At 67.7% G+C, this 17,859-nt stretch carries 20 protein-coding genes and 1 pseudogene; 8 read left to right on the top strand and 13 right to left on the bottom strand.

Annotation, left to right across the window (positions count from 1 at the left end; translation table 11 throughout):
- From pqqE to FFS49_RS35075, 3 genes are all read left to right on the top strand, one after another.
- Positions 1 to 1,140 carry a pyrroloquinoline quinone biosynthesis protein PqqE gene (pqqE, locus tag FFS49_RS35065; RefSeq protein WP_137910386.1) on the top strand — a complete coding sequence of 380 codons (1,140 nt, stop codon included), beginning with the start codon at positions 1 to 3 and terminating at the stop codon, positions 1,138 to 1,140.
- 138 nt (positions 1,141 to 1,278) lie between these two features.
- Entirely contained in the window at positions 1,279 to 2,061 is a 783-nt protein-coding gene (locus FFS49_RS35070) for an energy transducer TonB (protein WP_171026885.1), read from the top strand.
- A 255-nt stretch (positions 2,062 to 2,316) separates the two neighbouring features.
- Positions 2,317 to 2,583, top strand: coding sequence for a hypothetical protein (locus FFS49_RS35075; RefSeq protein ID WP_083417568.1), 267 nt, complete (start codon positions 2,317 to 2,319; stop codon positions 2,581 to 2,583).
- 60 nt (positions 2,584 to 2,643) lie between these two features.
- Here the strand turns inward: FFS49_RS35075 and FFS49_RS35080 are convergent, their stop codons facing one another.
- Positions 2,644 to 2,982, bottom strand: a complete 339-nt coding sequence (locus FFS49_RS35080; protein ID WP_039369453.1) for a helix-turn-helix transcriptional regulator — start codon at positions 2,980 to 2,982, stop codon at positions 2,644 to 2,646.
- A gap of 79 nt (positions 2,983 to 3,061) precedes the next feature.
- On the opposite strand from FFS49_RS35080, the gene FFS49_RS35085 reads away from it, so the two are divergent.
- On the top strand, positions 3,062 to 3,961 hold the full coding sequence (locus FFS49_RS35085; protein ID WP_039369455.1) for a hypothetical protein: 900 nt from the start codon (positions 3,062 to 3,064) through the stop codon (positions 3,959 to 3,961).
- Positions 3,962 to 4,168: 207 nt separating this feature from the next.
- Entirely contained in the window at positions 4,169 to 4,402 is a 234-nt protein-coding gene (locus tag FFS49_RS35090) for a hypothetical protein (RefSeq protein WP_039369627.1), read from the top strand.
- Between the two features lie 103 nt (positions 4,403 to 4,505).
- Here FFS49_RS35090 and FFS49_RS35095 read toward each other — a convergent pair.
- From FFS49_RS35095 to FFS49_RS35125, 7 genes and pseudogenes are all read right to left on the bottom strand, one after another.
- Positions 4,506 to 4,763: pseudogene (locus FFS49_RS35095) on the bottom strand (aldo/keto reductase); the annotation flags it as partial.
- An 11-nt stretch (positions 4,764 to 4,774) separates the two neighbouring features.
- On the bottom strand, positions 4,775 to 5,101 hold the full coding sequence (locus FFS49_RS35100) for a carboxymuconolactone decarboxylase family protein (protein WP_039369463.1): 327 nt from the start codon (positions 5,099 to 5,101) through the stop codon (positions 4,775 to 4,777).
- A gap of 132 nt (positions 5,102 to 5,233) precedes the next feature.
- Positions 5,234 to 6,127, bottom strand: a complete 894-nt coding sequence (locus tag FFS49_RS35105) for a LysR family transcriptional regulator (RefSeq protein WP_039369467.1) — start codon at positions 6,125 to 6,127, stop codon at positions 5,234 to 5,236.
- Positions 6,128 to 6,209: 82 nt separating this feature from the next.
- Positions 6,210 to 7,100 carry an alpha/beta hydrolase family protein gene (locus FFS49_RS35110; protein WP_137910388.1) on the bottom strand — a complete coding sequence of 297 codons (891 nt, stop codon included), beginning with the start codon at positions 7,098 to 7,100 and terminating at the stop codon, positions 6,210 to 6,212.
- 97 nt (positions 7,101 to 7,197) lie between these two features.
- On the bottom strand, positions 7,198 to 7,938 hold the full coding sequence (locus FFS49_RS35115; RefSeq protein WP_137910389.1) for an alpha/beta hydrolase: 741 nt from the start codon (positions 7,936 to 7,938) through the stop codon (positions 7,198 to 7,200).
- Positions 7,935 to 8,741 carry a DinB family protein gene (locus FFS49_RS35120; protein ID WP_137910390.1) on the bottom strand — a complete coding sequence of 269 codons (807 nt, stop codon included), beginning with the start codon at positions 8,739 to 8,741 and terminating at the stop codon, positions 7,935 to 7,937. Before FFS49_RS35120 ends, FFS49_RS35115 begins: the two co-directional genes overlap by 4 nt.
- A gap of 88 nt (positions 8,742 to 8,829) precedes the next feature.
- On the bottom strand, positions 8,830 to 9,600 hold the full coding sequence (locus tag FFS49_RS35125; protein WP_039369476.1) for an alpha/beta hydrolase: 771 nt from the start codon (positions 9,598 to 9,600) through the stop codon (positions 8,830 to 8,832).
- A 182-nt stretch (positions 9,601 to 9,782) separates the two neighbouring features.
- Here FFS49_RS35125 and FFS49_RS35130 point away from each other — a divergent pair, with 182 nt between their 5' ends.
- On the top strand, positions 9,783 to 10,379 hold the full coding sequence (locus tag FFS49_RS35130; protein WP_137910391.1) for a TetR/AcrR family transcriptional regulator: 597 nt from the start codon (positions 9,783 to 9,785) through the stop codon (positions 10,377 to 10,379).
- Positions 10,380 to 10,448: 69 nt separating this feature from the next.
- Here FFS49_RS35130 and FFS49_RS35135 read toward each other — a convergent pair whose 3' ends face one another.
- Together FFS49_RS35135 and FFS49_RS35140 are read right to left on the bottom strand one after the other, a co-directional pair.
- Complete coding sequence (locus tag FFS49_RS35135) at positions 10,449 to 10,880, bottom strand: YciI family protein (RefSeq protein WP_137910392.1); 432 nt, start codon at positions 10,878 to 10,880, stop codon at positions 10,449 to 10,451.
- A 159-nt stretch (positions 10,881 to 11,039) separates the two neighbouring features.
- Positions 11,040 to 12,803, bottom strand: coding sequence for an ATP-binding protein (locus tag FFS49_RS35140; RefSeq protein WP_137910393.1), 1,764 nt, complete (start codon positions 12,801 to 12,803; stop codon positions 11,040 to 11,042).
- Between the two features lie 161 nt (positions 12,804 to 12,964).
- Between FFS49_RS35140 and FFS49_RS35145 the strand changes: the two genes are divergently transcribed.
- Entirely contained in the window at positions 12,965 to 13,195 is a 231-nt protein-coding gene (locus FFS49_RS35145; protein WP_039369487.1) for a hypothetical protein, read from the top strand.
- Between the two features lie 345 nt (positions 13,196 to 13,540).
- Here FFS49_RS35145 and FFS49_RS35155 read toward each other — a convergent pair whose 3' ends face one another.
- The 3 genes from FFS49_RS35155 to FFS49_RS35165 all read right to left on the bottom strand — a co-directional run bounded on the left by FFS49_RS35155 (position 13,541) and on the right by FFS49_RS35165 (position 16,824).
- The gene (locus FFS49_RS35155; RefSeq protein WP_137910394.1) at positions 13,541 to 14,950 is read right to left on the bottom strand and encodes an MFS transporter; all 1,410 of its coding nucleotides are present in this window, start codon (positions 14,948 to 14,950) and stop codon (positions 13,541 to 13,543) included.
- 164 nt (positions 14,951 to 15,114) lie between these two features.
- Positions 15,115 to 15,876 carry an ABC transporter permease gene (locus tag FFS49_RS35160; protein ID WP_039369495.1) on the bottom strand — a complete coding sequence of 254 codons (762 nt, stop codon included), beginning with the start codon at positions 15,874 to 15,876 and terminating at the stop codon, positions 15,115 to 15,117.
- Between the two features lie 3 nt (positions 15,877 to 15,879).
- The gene (locus tag FFS49_RS35165) at positions 15,880 to 16,824 is read right to left on the bottom strand and encodes an ABC transporter ATP-binding protein (protein ID WP_137910395.1); all 945 of its coding nucleotides are present in this window, start codon (positions 16,822 to 16,824) and stop codon (positions 15,880 to 15,882) included.
- 434 nt (positions 16,825 to 17,258) lie between these two features.
- Between FFS49_RS35165 and FFS49_RS35175 the strand changes: the two genes are divergently transcribed.
- Positions 17,259 to 17,555 (top strand): cupin domain-containing protein, encoded by a 297-nt coding sequence (locus FFS49_RS35175; protein WP_137910396.1) that lies wholly within the window; start codon positions 17,259 to 17,261, stop codon positions 17,553 to 17,555.
- Positions 17,556 to 17,859: the final 304 nt, after the last annotated feature.

Raw genomic sequence — 17,859 nt, forward strand, 5'->3', positions numbered from 1 at the left:
ATGGCGCCCGACACTTCCCGTCCATCCGCGCCGCTGTGGCTGCTCGCGGAACTCACGTACCGTTGCCCGCTGCACTGCGCGTTCTGCTACAACCCCGTCGACTTCGCGGCGCACGGCGCGGAACTCGATACCGATGCATGGCGCACGGTCATCGGCGGTGCGCGCGCGCTCGGCGCCGCACAGATCGGCTTCTCGGGCGGCGAACCGCTGCAGCGTGACGACCTCGAGACGCTCGTCGCGCATGCGCGCGGGCTCGGCTTCTATACGAACCTGATCACGTCGGGTATCGGGCTGAGCGTTGCCCGCATCGAGCGGCTCAAGGCGGTCGGGCTCGACCACATCCAGTTGTCGCTGCAGGATTCGACGCGCGAGCTGAACGATTTCCTGAGCAGCACCCGCACGTTCGAACTGAAGCGCGGCGTTGCGCGGCTGATCAAGGCGCATGGCTACCCGATGGTGCTCAACTGCGTGCTGCATCGCTACAACCTGCCGCACGTGGGACAGATCATCGAGATGGCGCTCGACCTCGGCGCCGATTACCTGGAGCTCGCAAACACGCAGTATTACGGGTGGGCGATGCTGAACCGCGACCAGTTGATGCCGACCGTCGAACAGGTGCGCGAGGCCGAGGAAACGGTCAACCGCTATCGCAAGCTGGTGGGCGAGCGTTGCAAGATCCTGTTCGTCGTGCCCGACTATTTCGAGCGGCGCCCGAAGGCCTGCATGAATGGCTGGGGCTCGGTGTTCCTGGGCGTTGCGCCGGACGGCACCGCGCTGCCGTGTCATGCCGCGCGGTCGCTGCCCGGACTCGTGCTGCCGAACGTGCGCGACCGGTCGCTGCGGGAAATCTGGTACGACAGCGACGCGTTCAACGCGTTTCGCGGCGACGGCTGGATGCGCGAGCCGTGCCGCACGTGCGACGAACGGCATGTGGATCACGGTGGATGCCGATGCCAGGCCTACCTGCTGGCCGGCGACCCGAAGGAGGCCGATCCGGTGTGCGAGAAATCCGCGCACCACGGCCAGGTCGAGCAGGCCGTGCAATTCGCGCGTCGTGGCACGCCGCGCGACGAACAGCCGCTGATTTTCCGCAGCCGGGAGAATTCGCTGGCGCAATGCGGCGCCGCGTGCGATTGCTGAGGGCGCGCGGCGAAGACGGCGGGCGTGAACGGGGCACGGCGAAGCGATGGGGACCGTGGCGATCGATACGCAATCCTCTTCATATGGGCGATCGGGTGCGTACACGCGAGGATCATTGAACGCCGGATGGAGGGTGCGATGAGTACGGCTGCCTTCGATACGCGAGCGGCGGGCGGCTCATATCGATTCGCCCGCAATCGTTCCCGTCGTCGCGGAATGTACGTCGCGTCGACCGTGGCCGTCGTGAGCGTGCTTCATGCAGGCGTATTCGCCCTGCTTGCACGCGAGCCGGCCGTGCGAAGCGCGCCCGTGCAGCGGCAGGTGATGGTGGCGACGCTGATTGCGCCGGAACCCGAGCAGGAGGTATCGATCGTGGCGACTGCCGCGACGCGGCCGAAGGCGGCGTCGCACACGACACGTCGGGCGAATGCCGCGGCCCGATCGTCAACGGGCAGCGTGTCGCAGCCATCCGGGCCGGTCGCACCGGGTCGCACCCGGCAGCGTGCCGGTGATGCGCTTGCGCCGCCGCGGCCGGTGCCGTACGCGGCGGCGGTCGAGCGACACGAGGCGCCGCACGACGACGCGGCTTCCGGTGTCACGCCGACGCAAGCCGCGTCACCGGCACCTCCGGCGCCTGCGATACCGCGCTTCGTCGCGCATCCCGAATGTGCGCTGGTCACACCCGACTACCCGTCGCAGTCGCTGCGCGCGGGTGAGCATGGCACCGCGCTCGTCGAACTCGAGACCGACGCGGCAGGCCGGGTCGTCGCCGCGCGGATCGTGGCCGGCAGCGGCTCACCGCGTCTCGACGCGGCGGCGCGCGACGCGGTGCTGGCGAGCCGCTGCGCGCCGCATGTGGAAAACGGCGCGGCGTTGCCCATGCGGGCGCGCGCGCCGATCACGTTCAATCTCGACGAATGACAGGACACTTCGTCATGACAGTCTAAGGAAGCGGTCACGTATGGGCGCAGGGCGACCCGATGACGCGGCGATCCCCGCGGTGCTCGGCTATCACGCGCCGGTGCGATTGTCGCGCGATATCGTCGCGCGCCTGAACCGCTTCGCGCATGGGCTGCACCTGTTGCTGCTCACGGGCAGCGTGCCCCCGGCGGCTGCATGCGCCGGACGCGCGGCCGGAATGCCGGCCGCGCGTCCGGCTCCCGACGGAGCACGAGCATGCATGACGATGCGGCCGGTGGCAACGACGGGATGGCCCTGGCGGCGGACATCAGCATGACGCCGCTGATCGACGTGATGCTCGTGCTGCTGGTGGTGTTCATGGTGACGTTGCCGGTGCTGCATCACGCCGCGCCCCAACCGGAAGTGCGCCTGTCGGCCGACCACGCGGCTCGCTACGACAGCATCGCGAAGTTGCTGCCGGCGGCACCGGCTGCCGGCGTTGCAAGGGTTGGTTTCGTCACCGATCCCGCCGCGGGCCGATAACACGCGGCGCGCTGCTGCCGCGCCAGCGATGCGACCCGGCGGCACCGCGCGGCCGCGACGTCACCCATCATCCGCCTTCGCCTGCAACCCCTTCAGCCCCTGGATCACGACCAGCAGCGCGCGCCCGTGCTCATCCGACCCGTCCCACGCGTCGACGATCGCGTCGCGCAGCAGGTCGTTGAACTGGCGGCGCGACGGCCCGGTATCGACACCATAGAAACTGCATAGCTTATTGAATGGCGCGCTGCGGCGCAGCCGTTGCCCGTTCGACAGCCTCAGGCGCGATACGGTCGGCTGGCTGACCCCGGAGAGTCGCGCGATTTCGCTGGACGAGCGTGTATCTGCCATCAGGCGGCGCAACAGGTCTTGAACGGGAAAATCTTGGTCCGGGGCTTCCATGCAATGCATTATACCTATACAGTTACGGCTGTTGAATGGGCTTGCTGTCACCGGCGAGGCTGTATCCCCGAGAAAGTTGATGACACTGAAACACCTCCCACCCACGTTCTGCTGGACCAAGATCGGTACCGAGTCCGGCGAGGAACTGCCGACCGTCGTGCTCCGCAAGGAATGGGAGCGCCGGCTCGGGGGCGGGCGTTTTCTGTGGGGCATCAACCAGCCGCTCGGCAGCAGCGCGCAAGTCGCCGCGCATCGCACGGGCTCGCTGCTCGCGCTGTTTTCACCGGTCGCATCGCGCCCGCGCGCAGGCGAGCGGAAAGACATGCTGCTGTGGAATGCATGGGTCGACGCAAGCGGGCAGGTGCGCCCGCTGCCGCCGCACACGTTCATCGCCAGCCGCGCGACCTTGCCGTCGGGCCGGCGCCGCGAACAGCACTACGCGCTCGTGTGCGCGTCGTCCACCGCACTGACGGTCGGCACGCAGTTGCGCGTGTTTCCCGATCACCTGCGCAGCGTGAGCACCGGCCAGCCGCTCGGCGCCGCACAGGGGGCGGCCGTGGTCGATTGCGTCGGGCGTGCGAAGGAGCAGACGGGCAAGAGCTATCCGCTCGCGCTGTCGGTCGAGCTCGAAGCACCGTATTTCGTGCGGCTCGCACAGCCGTGCGTGCTGAAGGCGCGCGATCTCGCGGAAGTGAACAAGGCCACGCGCGCGGGCGATTTCGATCGCTTCGTCGAACTCGTCGCGCGCTTGCGCGGCCGTTCGCCGACGGACGCCGTGCGTGGTGTCACGCGCGATCTGTTCGACGTGCCGCCGATTGAAACGGCGGCCGCGTATGTTGCGCCCACGCACGCGGCGCGCTTGCGCAACCGGCCGGCGGCCGAGCATCCGCGTGATCTCACCGGCGACCTGTTCGACCTGTCGCCGGGTGAAGCGGCCGCGTTCGCCGGCCTTGCGCTTCCCCGTATCGGGCGCGCGTGACGAAACGCGTGCAGCAGGTCGCGCAAGAATTTGTTGCAATCTCGCCATAGCGGAGCGGCGAGCGCAGAGAGACAATCGGCACGAAGCGCGCTGCGCGGTGGCCGATGCGTCGAGACTCGATGGGTCGTGGTTCACGCCGCCGACATGCGCACCACGCACACTGAGCGTCGGCGTGCTTCACACTGCAACCCTGAGGGAGAAGTGTCGATGTCGACCCACATCTGTTCGCGGGAAGCCCGGGCCGCGCAGCGCTTCGTCGAAGCCACGCGCAATGTCGATCAGGCGTTTCGCGCCGTGCGCGGCGAAAGCGACGACGACGTTTCGTCGGCCGAATACGCACGCGCGATGTCGCGCCTCGACCGCGCGCTCGACGAGCTGGCGCGTGCGCAGGAATTTTTCGATCGCGTAGTCAGTGCGGACGCAACCGCGCACGACAACTGATCGAGCTGCATCGACGTGAACGCGCGTCGAGCGGCGCGCCTTCATCATCATCATCTTGCCGGGCTGCGCGCCCGGCATGTCAGTCACGCATCCCGTTCCGACTTCAGACCTTGCGGCCTTCGACCGGATAGCCGGGGTCGGTATAGCCGTGCGTCGATGCATGCCCGGGCGGCACGAGCGAATCGACGAATCGCTCGTCGTCCGGACCGAGTTCGAGCGTCAGCGCATCGATGTAGCTGTCCCAGTGCGCTTCGGTGCGCGGCCCCGCGATCGTCGAGCTGACGATGCGGTTCTTCAAGACCCACGCGAGCGCGAACGCAACCGACGTCGTGCCGCGCGCGGCGGCGTGCGCGGCCACCTGCGCGGCCGCGCTTACACGCCGGCTTCGTCGAACACGCGCTGCGCGATCGTGAGCGCCGAGCTTGCGGTCGGCCAGCCCGAGTAGAACGCGAGGTGCGTGATCGCTTCGACCAGCTCGTCGCGCGTGAGGCCGTTGTCGAGCGCCTTCTTCAGGTGGAAAGGCAGTTCGTTGACGCGATACAGCGACACGAGGCTCGCGACCGTGACGAGGCTGCGATCGCGCGGCGACAGGCCGGGGCGCTGCCAGACGTCGCCGAACAGCACGTTGTCGGTGTAGTCGGCGAGGGCGGGGGCGATGGCGCCGAACGCTTTGCGCGCGGCGGAAGTCGGTTCGGACATCGAGGGCTCCGGGGAAGGTGGGGAACACCGTCGATGGTAGCCACCGATGCGTCTATCGATAATCCCCGCCGATCCGCATGCACTTATCGACGCGATTCATGAATCGGCGCGCATCGGCGCCGCCGCGTCGGCTCATGCGCGATAGCGCAACGCGTCGACGATCACGGCAAGCGCGCGCGACGACTGCCGCCGGCTCGCGTAGTACAGGTGATGGCCGGGGAACGTCGGGCACCAGTCGTCGAGCACACTGTCGAGGCGGCCGGCGGCGACATGCGGCGCCGCGAGTTCGGCGGGCACGTACGCGAGCCCGTAGCCCGCGAGCGCCGCGTCGAGCGTTTCGTAGGTGCCGTTGAAGGTGACCTGCCCGTCGACGCGCACCTGCAGCATGTCGTCACCGCGCGCGAGCTCCCACGCGTACAGCGCGCCGTGCGTCGGCAGGCGCAGGTTGATGCAGTCGTGCGCGAGCAGATCCTGCGGCGACACGGGGCGCGCGCGTTCCGCGAAATACGCGGGCGCGCCGACGATCGCCATCTTCATGTCGGCCGAGATGCGTACGGCGATCATGTCCTTCGCCACCTGGTCGCCGAGCCGCACGCCGACGTCGAAGCGTTCCGCGACGATGTCGGACAGCCCGTAGTCGTTCACGAACTCGACCTTCAGGTCGCGATAGTCGCGCAGGACCGGCGCGAGCTTCGGCCACAGCAGCGTGCGGATCACGAAGTCGGTCGCGTTGATGCGTACGGTGCCCGCGGGCTGGTCGCGCAGTTCCGCGAGTGCAGCCAGCTCGGCCTCGATTTCGTCGAAGCGCGGCGCGAGATTGAGCAGCAGTCGCTCGCCGGCTTCGGTCGGCGCCACGCTGCGGGTCGTGCGCGTGAGCAGCCGCACGCCGAGGCGCGTTTCGAGCGAGCGGATCGTATGGCTGAGCGCGGATTGCGAGACGCCGAGCTGAGCGGCCGCCCGCGTGAAACTGCGCTCGCGCGCGACGGCGATGAAGGCGAGGAGGTCCGCAAAGTTGTCGCGCGGCATGGAAGGTGTCGGGTGGTCGATGCCCGCGCATCGTACCACCGGGTTCGCCGGGCCGCGTCGCGGCGCGGCGATGCGGCGCGCGTCAGCCCGCGCGCGTCATGCCCGGCGCATGGGGCGCCGGATGGTATGCATAGCCGCGCTGCTGGAACGACGTCGCGAAGAACCGCATCTGGTAGCGGATCGCATTCGCCCAGTAATCCCACGTATGACCGCCCGGCCGCTCGGCATAGTCGTGCGGCACGCCGAGCGCGACGAGCCGTTCGTGCAGCGTGCGGTTCGAGCCGACAAGCGCGTCGTCGCGGCCGCAATCGATCGTCAGGTCGAGATGCGCGCGCACGAACGCGCTGGCGCTGGCGACGATCACGTTGCGGTTCCAGAACGACGGATGGCGGTCGGGGTCGCCGAACACGTGTGCGATGCCCGGCTCGTCCGAGCAGCAGCGCGGATCGACCGCGCCGCTGATGCTGCCGACCGCGCCGAACGTGTCGGGCCGGTCGAGCGCGATGCGCAGCGCGCCGAAGCCGCCCATGCTGAGCCCGGTGATCGCGCGGGCGCGTTGCATCGCAATCGTGCGGAAGTGCAAGTCGATGTACGACACGACTTCGTCGCCGATGAAGGTTTCGTAGCGGCTGCCCGAGTCGAACGGGCTGTCGATGTACCAGCTCTCGTGCCCGCCGTCGGGCATCACGAGGATCACGTGGTAACGGTCGGCCAGCGCGGCGATGTGCGTGTTCGACGTCCAGTCGGTGTGATCGCCGCCCGAGCCGTGCAACAGGTAGACGACCGGATAGCGGTCGCCGTCGCGGGCGCCGCGCGCATAGGCGTCGGGCAGCACGACGGTGGCCTTGAGCGTCTCGTTCATCGCGGCGCTGGGAATGGCGACGACCCGCGAGTGGAATGCGAGAGCAGGGCCCGAAATGGCGAGCAGCAGAATCAGCCAGAAAGCGCGTGCCAGGTTTGTCGATCCTCGCATGTGTCGATCCCGTCCGGCGCAGACGCCGGGAAAACCCTGTTCTGGCGACTCTAGCAACCGCGCCTTTCAACCAAATTTCGGCGAATCCTACGGGTTGTCAGGCGGGCGACGCGGACACGATGCGCCCGAGCGCCGCGCGAAACGCATCGGGTTGCTCGGCCGGGATCAGGTGCCCGCAACGCTCGATCGTGTCGAAGCCGGCGCAGCGCGCGAGCGCCCAGTCGGGCACGTGCCAGCCAGCGCGCGAGCGTTCGCCGGCCATCAGCCAGACCGGGTGACGCTCGAACACTTGCGCGAGTGCCTGCAGATAACCCGGTTCGCCCGTCGTCGCGACCACCGAGCGGCCCATCGCGCGCAGCGTCGATGCGGGTTGATGCGCGAGCCAGCGGCGGGCGTCGTCGAGCAGGCCCGGCGACGGCGCATCGATCGCGCCGCGCAGCCAGCCTTGCGGATCGGCACGCAGGCCGTCCAGCATCGCATCGGCTTCGGCTGGCGTCATGCGGCCGACCGACGCCGACCAGAACGCATCGTCGAGCGTGAAGTTGCCCTCGACGTTGACGATTCGCCGCACGCGCTCCGGGTGCGCATGCGCGAACAGCATCGCGATCGCCCCGCCGACCGAGTGGCCGACGACATCGACCGGCTGCGCGCCGAAGTGCGTATCGACGGCATGGCGAAGGTGCTCGACCTGCGCAGCGAGCGTGATCGCGTCGAACGGCGTCGCGCGATGCGTGCCGTAGCCGAGCAGGTCGGGAGCGAGATGCGGGCCGTTCCACCCGCGCACGTCGAGCGTGCCGATGAAACCGTGAATGAAGACGACGGGCGTGGGCTGGGTCATGGTGCGGGCGCGGTAGGCAGGGGCGGCAATTCGAGTTCGGCGAGCAGTTCGTCGAGTTCGAGCACGTGCGTGCGGTCGTGGTCGAGCAGCTCGCGCACGAGTTCGTCGAGCGACAGGCGGCGGATGCCGTCGCGCAACCCGCAGCGGGCGAGCTGCGCGGAATCGAGCGCGGCCGCGGTTGCACACAGCGCGGCGCGGCCCGTGCGGAATGCCGTGACGGCAGCGTCGAGCGGCTGCGCGAGATAGTCGCGTTGTGCGGCAAGCGCGGTGCCGTCGACGGATGCAATCACGGGCAGGTCGAGCGTGCGTACGGCGTCGATGCGCTCGGCGAACACCGCGTCCAGATCGCGCAGGTGGCACGCATGCTCGACGAGCGAGAAACCGGTGCCGTCGGGGCGGCGTGTCCGCAGCGCGGCCGGCACTTGTGCCGCATACGCGGCGAGCCGGTCGGGCAGGCGCGCCAGCGCGGCGATGACGTCGGCGAAAGGCAGCACCTGCGGATACGCGCTGAACACCGCGCCATAGCTGAACGGCGTGCCGCCGAGCCGCCCGCGTGCCTGCACGACATCGTGCCCGTGGCGGCGCATGATCTCCGCGACCATCGCGCCGCAGAACTGGCGGGCCGTGGTGTCGGTTTCGATTTCGGGGAATTTGTGCGCAATCTCGTGCTGGATCGCACCGATCGCGGCGACGCCGACGCGCGACAGCGCCGCGAATTCGACGTAGCGCTCGGGTTGCGCGATCAGCGCTTCGAGCTGGGCGCCGAGCGGTGTGGTGCGGAAACGGTCGAAGCGGGAGTGCATGACGGAAGGATTTCGCCGAGTAACGTAACAAAACGATACGTTACTCGGCGGCGGAACGTCAACAGGCGGAATCGGGCACTACCTTGGCTCACTCCTTGCCGGCGCCCTTGGCTGCCTGTTCGATCAGCTTCGCGACTTCGGCCGGATGCGAGATGTACGCGACGTGGCTCGACTTGAGTTCGATCGTCTTGCTGCCGGCGCGTTGCGTCATGAAGCGTTCGAGTTCGGGGTTGATCGCGCGGTCGGCCGTGGCGACCACTGCCCAGCTCGGCTTCGTCCGCCATGCGGCATGCGTGATCGGCACGCCGAACGACTGCGCGGCCGGCGTCACCTGCGAGATCGCCATGAATTTCGCTTCGGCGGCCGGCACGTCGGCCGCGAAGTCGGCGTGGAACGACGCTTCGTCGAAATACAGGTGGCCGTCTTCGGTGGCCTTGATCGCTTTCGTCGCGGGCGGCGTCTTCTTGGTCAGGTCGAGCGGGCTTTCTCCGGTGTCGGGCTGGAACGCGGCCACGTAGACGAGGCCCGCGACCTTGTCGTCGTTGCCGGCTTCGGTGATCACCGCGCCGCCATAGCTGTGGCCGACGAGGATGCTCGGGCCGTCCTGCGCGTCGACGACGCGCCGGGTTGCCTTCACGTCGTCGTCGAACGACGTTTCCGGCTGCTGAACGACGGAAACCTTGTAGCCGTCGCGCGTCAGGATGTTCGAGACGGCTTGCCAGCCCGAGCCGTCGGCGAAGTAGCCGTGAACCAGCACCACGTTCTTGACGGGGGCGGCGACGGCTGCGTGCGAACCGAAGGCGGCGGCGGAAACGGCGAGTGCGGCGGCGAGCTGGCGGATTCGGGAAAGGCGCTTCATTTTCATTCTCCAGAAGAAAGGCAGGTTGGGAACCGTCGGGTATCGACAGTTGTCTTGTTCCGTCGATGTAGCCATCCTACTAGTAGGTAGTTTTGATTTCAAGGAGAAAGCACGGCTGGAAAACAGTATCTCGTAGCGGTAAACTATCCTGGTTTTTTCATCCGACTAGATGGTAGGTAGATATGACGATCACTGGGGACAGTACCGCGGGCCGCATTCTCGAAGCCGGGCGGCAACTGATCATGCGGCGCGGCTACAGCGGGTTCAGCTATGCCGACATCGCCGACGCGATCGACATCCGGAAGGCGAGCATCCACCACCATTTCCCGACGAAGGCGGATCTGGCGGTCGCCGTGCTGCAGCAGTCGCAGGCGAATTTCGATGCCGACATGTCGCTGCTCGACGCGAGCGGCGCCGACGCGCTGGTGCAGATGCGCGCGTACATCGGCTACTGGGAACGCTGCATCGCGGACGACAGCGCGCCGTTCTGCGTCGCCGGCATGCTCGGCGCGGAACTGCCGGCGCTGCCCGACGACGTCGCGCGGGCGGTGAGGGCGCATTTCGACGACCTCGCCGCATGGCTGGTGCGCGTGCTCGAAGCAGGGGTGAAGGCCGGCGTCGTGCAACCGGGCATATCGGTGCAGACCGAGGCCGCGACGTTCGTGTCGCTGGTCTATGGCGCGATGCTCGCCGCGCGGGCGTACGGCAATGCCGGGATGTTCAGGGACGTGACCGGCGGCGCGGTCGAACGGCTCGCGGTGCCGCGCAAACGCGGGTGAGCCGAGCACGTATCAGCGGGTAGGGGCGGCGCCCGGCGGTCGTTCGAAGTCGTCAGGCGCCGCCGCGATTTACGCGTGTTTTCCGGCCTCGGCTTGTGCGCTCAGCCGCGCCTTTTGCGCTTGCAGCGCGTCCGTGAAAGCCGGGCTGAAGTCTTCGGCCTCGAACAGCGGGCGGATCTCGATGTCGGAATCGCCGGGCATCGGGTTCGGGCAGCGCTTCACCCATTCGACTGCCTCTTCCATCGATTTCACCTGCCACAGCCAGAAACCGGCGACGAGTTCCTTCGTTTCGGCGAACGGGCCGTCGACGACGGTGCGGCTCTTGCCGGCAAAATGCACGCGCTTGCCGCGCATGCTCGGGTGCAGCCCGTCGGCGGCGAGCAGGATGCCGGCTTGCGCCAGTTCTTCGTTGAACCGGCCCATCGCGGCGATCATTTCAGGGTCGGGCATCCGGCCGGATTCGGAATCGGTGGTGGCTTTGACGATGACGAGGACGCGCATGGTGAACTCTCCTTGAGTGGAATGAGGGGGCGCCGCCGGTCGTGCCGACGGCAAAACGAGCGGTTACGACAACACGACGCGCGACGGCGGCGCGAATCGACATCGCAGGGAAAAAACCTCAGGGGTGACCGACGTGTGCGGCGTTGCGCCGGCAATCCGTCATGTCGTGCCGGCGCCCGCATCGAGCGCGCTGCGGATCCGGGCGGCGAGTTCGTCGCGCCGGTATGGCTTGCCGAGCAGCATCACGCCGGGGTCCAGCCGTCCCGCATGGAAGATCTCGTCTCGCGTGTAGCCGGACGTGAACAGCACGGGCAACGGCGGCTTGCGCAGCGCGGCACGGCGTCCGAGTTCGCCGCCCTTCACGCGGCCGGGCATGATCACGTCGGTAAACAGCAGGTCGATTGGCGTCTCGCTGTCGAGCACGCGCAATGCGGCTTCGCCGCTGGACGCCGTGATGACCTTGTAGCCGAGCTGCGCGAGCATGTCGACCACGGTCAGGCGGACGTCCGCGTCGTCCTCGACGACGAGGATGGTCTCGTGGCCGCGCACCGCGTCGTGCTGCGGTAGGCGGGCCTGCTCCTCGGCCGCGCCGTGGCAGCGCGGAAACGTGAGGCGCACGGTGGTGCCCTGGCCCGGCGTGCTGTCGATCGACACATGGCCGCCGCTCTGCTTGACGAAGCCGAACACCATGCTGAGCCCGAGCCCCGTGCCTTCGCCATCCGGCTTGGTCGTGAAGAACGGTTCGAACGCGCGCTCGAGCACGTCGGCCGTCATGCCGGTGCCCGTGTCGGCAAGCTCGAGCGTCACGTATTCGCCGGGTGGCGTCGGCGCGCGGCAGGGGCCCGACGCATCGCCTGACTGCACGTTGTAGGCGGCGATCGTCAGCGTGCCGTCGCCGCGCATCGCGTCACGCGCATTGAGCGCAAGGTTCAGGAGTGCGTTTTCGAGCTGGTGCCGGTCGGCGAGCACGTTGCCGACATCGGGCGACAGCGCGGGGACGATCCGGACCGTTTCGCCGAGCGCGCGGCGCAGCATCTCGCTCATGTCCACGATCAGTTGCCGCGGATTCAGCGTCGTCGGCGCGAGCGGCTGGCGGCGCGCGAAGGCGAGCAGGTGCGACGCCAGTTGCGCACCGCGCCGCACCGCGTTGTTCGCGTTCTCGATCCGGGGTTGCGCGCCCGCATGGGCGCCGAGTTCGACGGAGAGGATCTGCAGGTTGCCGCTGATCACCTGCAGCACGTTGTTGAAGTCGTGCGCGATGCCGCCGGTCAGGTTGCCGATCGCTTCCATCTTCTGTGCGTGACGCAACTGTTCCTCGATCGCCGCGCGCTCCGCGATCGCGTCGGTCACGCGCTGCTCGAGCGTCTCGGTCAGGTCGCGCAGCCGGGCATTGGACGCCTGCAGCGCCGCTTCCGCGCGATCGCGGTGGCGCGTGGCGAGCACGCGTTCGGTGGTCTCGACGACGACGGCGAGCACGCCGCCCGGTGCACCGTCGTCGTCGGGGATCGGGCTGTAGTGCAGATCCATCCAGACGTCTTCGGGGCGGCCGCTGCGCAGCAGCACGAGGGCCTTGTCGCGATAGGACAGCGTGCCGCCGGCGAGGCAGGTATCCATCACGTTGCGGTTGAAATCGGCGACTTCGGGCCAGCCGAGTTCGACCGGCTGGCCGAGCAGATACGGATGGCGGCCGCCGGCAAACCCGGCATACGCGTCGTTGTAGATCATGTAGCCGGGGCGGCCCCACAGCATCACCAGCGGCAGCGGCGACGCGAGCACCGTGCGCACGGCCGTGACGAGGCTGGCCGGCCACCCGTCGAGCGGCCCCAGCCCGGTGGCGGCCCAGTCGAATGCGGCGATGCGCCGGGCCATGTCGCCCTGCCAGCCGGTACAAGCGTGATGCTGCGCGAACAACTCGACATGCATGGGAGCGCTCCGATGAGGACATGCGGTCTCGGGCGGGGGACAAGTCGCGAAAGCGTGCTCCATTCTAGGGCAGATCGATTCGTGCGGCGACGCTGCGCCGTTCCGGAGCCCGTCGCCAAAACTGGTATGCTGATCCTCACCACGTTCACGCGGAGGGCGCCATGGCTGCTAAAGAAGTCTCGAAGAAGAAATACCTGAAAATCCTGAACAAACGCCTGCGTGCGGAGCCGGCGGCGCCGGCCGGCGCGTCGTTCGTGTTTTTCCCGCTCGGCGCGAAGGCGAAGCACGCGACGGGTGTCGTGTCCGGCGACTCGCGCAGCAAGCGCGAACTGGCGGTGATGGCCGCGGTGCAGCGCAAGGCGGCCGAAGAGTTCATCGTCGCCGGGGCCTGACCGGCACCTGCTGTACCGCACCTGGATTGCCGCCTCCGCCACCTATGCGGGGGCGGTTTCGCAATGTGCGATCGCACCGGCATGCACGCGCGGGATGTCGTGCATGAGGGCCGGGCCGTGCCTCGGCAGGATGAGGTCGAGATCGAGCGGCTGGATCGGGCGCAGCGCACTGGCCGGGCAGGCGAGCGACAGGGCGTCTCGGCTCGGTCCGGCAGCGTCGGTCCGGCCGCGATTCTGGCCGCGAATCCGGCCGCGAATCCGGCCGCTTCGCGCAGCAGCCGGGCACGGCGCTGCGCACCGTCCCGGCTATCGTGAACATCCGGGTCGATCGGGCGCTCGGGACACCTAGTCCGCCGCCGCATAGCGGCCGCCGCCACCCGCTTCATCGCCCGCTGCGAGCTGTTCCAGCGCAAGGCCCTTCGTCTCGATCCCGAGCGTCCACACGGCAAGCGCTGCCGCGATGAACGACAGCGCGCCGAGCGTGAACACGCCGCCCTGGCCGAACACCGGCAGCACGACGCCGACCACGTAAGGCCCGATCAACGAGCCGACGCGCCCGATCGCCGACGCGAAGCCCGAGCCCGTCGCGCGCGCGCCGGTGCCGTACAGCTCCGGCGTGTACGTGTACAGCGCGGCCCACATCCCGAACAGGAAGAACTGCATCGCGAGGCCGGTGCCGATCAGCAGCGCCATGCTGCCGCCGTACAGCGCGCTCTGGCCGTACGCGTACGCCATCACGGCGCCGCCGATCAGCGACGCGATGCAGGTCGGCTTGCGCCCCCAGCGTTCGACGAGCCACGCGGCGCACAGGAAGCCCGGCACGCCGCCGAGCGAGATCAGTACCGTGTAGAACACCGATTTCGTGACCTCGAAGCCGGCCTGCTGCAGCAGCGCGCCGAGCCACGACGTGAGACCGTAGAAACCGAGCAGCGCGAAGAACCACAGCAGCCACACCATCACCGTGCGGCGGCGGTACACGCCGCTCCAGATTTCGCGCAGCGCGCCGTGGCCACGCGCGACGGCCGGCTCGGCGAGCCGCGACGGCGGCGGCAGCGTCGTCACGCCGGCCGAGCGCATCACCTTCGCCTCGATCGTGTGCATCACCGTGTCGGCTTCCGTGTGCCGGCCCGCATGCTCGAGCCAGCGCGGCGATTCCGGCACGATGCGGCGCACCACGAGCACGAACACGGCGGGAATCGCGAGCAGCGCGAACACCGTGCGCCAGCCGAATTGCGGCAGCACGAAGTACGCGACGATGCCGGCCGTGATGAAGCCGAGCGGCCAGAAGCCGTCCATCAGCGCGATCAGGCGGCCGCGCTTCTCGGTCGGCACGAATTCGGACAGCAAGGTCTGCGCGACCGGGAATTCCATCCCCATCCCGATCCCGAGCAGCACGCGGTAGACGATCAACGCGTCGACGCTCTGCGCGGTCGAGCACAGATAAGAGGCCGCGCCCCACAGCACCATGCTCCACTGGAACACGGGCCGGCGGCCGAAGCGGTCGGCGAGCAGGCCGGCCACGGCCGCGCCGAGCACCATCCCGAAGAAGCTCGCGCTCGCGACGAGGCCGGCGGCCGCGGTCGACAGCCCGAACTCCTTGCGGATCGAGCCGAGCACGAACGTCATCGTGCCGAGGTCGACCGAGTCGAAGAAGAACGCGATCGCGATGATGAAGAAGATCCGCTTGTGATAGCCGGAGAACGGCAGGCGTTCGAGCCGGGCGGCGGCGGAGGCGGGAGCGGTGGCGGCGGGCATGGCGTCCTCTGAAATGAAAAGGGGCCGCGAAGCGCGTGCTTCGCGGCCCCGATGCTTCATGTTCAGTAGACGCGACCACAAAATGCCGCATCAGAGGAAAAGCGCCGCCTGCTTGCCCAAATGCGTCATCGGCGGCCGCGCGGGGGGCGGCCGTCGCGCATCAATTAATTCTTCAGCTTGTAGCCGGTGCGGAACATCCACGCGACGATCGCCAGCAGGATCACGAGGAACAGCGACGTCGCGCCGAGGCTGACGCCCACGTGCACGTCGGCGATCCCGTAGAACGACCAGCGAAAGCCGCTGACCAGGTAGACGATCGGGTTGAACAGCGTGACCACGCGCCACGCGGGCGGCAGCATGTCGACCGAGTAGAAGCTGCCGCCGAGGAACGTGAGCGGCGTGATGATCAGGAGCGGCACGAGCTGCAGCTTCTCGAAGCTGTCGGCCCAGATGCCGATCACGAAGCCGAACAGGCTGAACGTGACCGCCGTCAGCACGAGGAACAGCACCATCCAGAACGGATGCAGGATGTGCAGCGGCACGAACAGGCCGGCCGTGGCGAGGATGATCACGCCGAGCAGGATCGACTTCGACGCGGCCGCGCCCACGTACGCGATCACGATTTCCCAGTACGACACGGGCGCGGAGAGAATTTCGTAGATCGTGCCCGTGAAGCGCGGGAAGTAGATGCCGAACGACGCGTTCGAGATGCTCTGCGACAGCAGCGACAGCATCACGAGCCCCGGCACGATGAACGAGCCGTAGCCGATGCCGTTCACGTCGCTGATGCGCGAGCCGATCGCGGAGCCGAACACCACGAAGTACAGCGATGTGGAAATCACCGGCGCGATGATGCTCTGCATCAGCGTGCGGCGCGTGCGGGCCATTTCTGCGCGGTAGATCGCGCGAATGCCATGCCAGTTCATGCGTCAGGCTCCTTGCGTGCCGTTGCGGCGGTTGTCGATCAGGCTGACGAAAATGTCCTCGAGCGAGCTCTGCGTCGTGTGCAGGTCGCGGAAGCCGATGCCGGCCGAGCCGAGCGCGTTGATCAGCTTCGCGATGCTCGCGTCGTCGCGCTGCGAGTCGTACGTGTAGACGAGCGCGGCGCCGTCGTCCGCGCGTTCGAGCCCGAACGGCGCGAGTGCGGGCGGCACGTCGGCGAGCGGGTGCTCGAGCTGCACGGTGAGCTGCTTCTTGCCGAGCTTGCGCATCAGCTCGTGCTTTTCCTCGACGAGCACGAGCTCGCCGCCGAGGATGATGCCGATCCGGTCGGCCATTTCCTCGGCTTCCTCGATGTAGTGCGTGGTCAGCAGGATCGTCACGCCGTTGTCGCGCAGCGAATCGACGAGCTTCCACATGTCGCGGCGCAGCTCGACGTCGACGCCGGCCGTCGGTTCGTCGAGGAACAGGATGCGCGGCTCGTGCGACAGCGCCTTCGCGATCATCACGCGGCGCTTCATGCCGCCCGACAGCGTCATCAGCTTGTTGTCGCGCTTGTCCCACAGCGACAGTGCTTTCAGCGTCTTCTCGATGTACGCGGGATCGGGCGCCTTGCCGAACAGGCCGCGGCTGAACGACACGGTCGCCCAAACGGTCTCGAACGCGTCGGTGGTCAGTTCCTGCGGCACGAGGCCGATCATTTCGCGGGCCGCGCGGTATTGATCGCGGATGTCGTGGCCGCCGACCGTCACGCGGCCTCCGGTCGGCGTGACGATGCCGCAGATCGAGCCGATCAGCGTCGTCTTGCCGGCGCCGTTCGGCCCCAGCAGCGCGAAGATCTCGCCGGGGCGGATGTCGAGGGTCACGTGCTTCAGCGCCTGGAAGCCGGACGCGTAAGTCTTGGAGAGGTCGGAGACGGAAAGGATCGGTTGCATGCTCACGGATGGCACGGCCGGCCGGCGCGACGGCGTGCGCCGCACGTGCCCGGCGTCGCCGCCGCTGCGAAGCGGCCGGGATCGGGGACGGCATGGCGAACGGGCGTCATGTCGAACGGCGTTGTGGTGCGGGATCGCAGGACCGACATATTAGCAATCGGTAGATGGAAATGCATTCTCGTGGAAAGGGCGTGCGGTGTCGGTGCCGGATTTGCGGGAAATGGTCACGCATTGCTCAATAAAGCTGCGCTTTATTTGAGCCGTACGAACAATTCGAAGTGTTTTCGGCGAACCGGGCGGCGAGCGCGTTTCGGCGTGGCGGCAGCGCGGCCGGTCGGACGACTGTGCCGCCCGAAGACCGTCGCGCCGTACCGGGACGGCATCCGCCGCGCTCGCGATAATGCGTTCCTTTCATCGTTCACGGAGCGGCGCGCATGTCTTTGATCGACTTCAAATCCGTGGCGGCGGCGCAGCCCGTCGCGTGGAAATCCACGATCGTCGGCGAGGTCGGGCCGGCCAGGATCAAGGTGCTGCGCATGGATGCGCAGGCTTACGAAGCGGAAGTGCACGGCTACAACGAGGGGCTGCTGGTGCTCGACGGCCGGATGATGCTCGAGGTCGCAGGCGAGACGATCATCGTGGAGGCCGGGCAGATGTACCTCGCGCTTGCCGGTGTGCGTCATGCGGTGCTGCCGGGCAGCCACGGCACGCTCGCGATCATCGACGTGTAAGGTTGCGCCGCAACATGCAGCGGGCGGCTGAGGCCCGGCTGGCGTGGCCAGGCGCGGATTGGCGGTCACCATTCAAACGCGTGTTATACCGCCTGGGTATTTGTCTGAGCAAATAAAATGAAGGCTGTTTGAAAATCTGTCAAATACCGTGTAAACGCTAGGATTGCGTGGTTTCCGTCGTTTGGAACTCTGCATCCATTTACTTGTGGGTATCGTCCGATCATAGTCTCGACAAACGACGCATCACGATAACGAATCAAGCGTACGGATGGAGACCCATACATGAGACGCCTATCCGCTGGGC

It is taken from the genome of Burkholderia sp. 4NA327C6, assembly GCF_005502655.1.
In the GTDB taxonomy this organism is placed as follows: domain Bacteria; phylum Pseudomonadota; class Gammaproteobacteria; order Burkholderiales; family Burkholderiaceae; genus Burkholderia; species Burkholderia contaminans.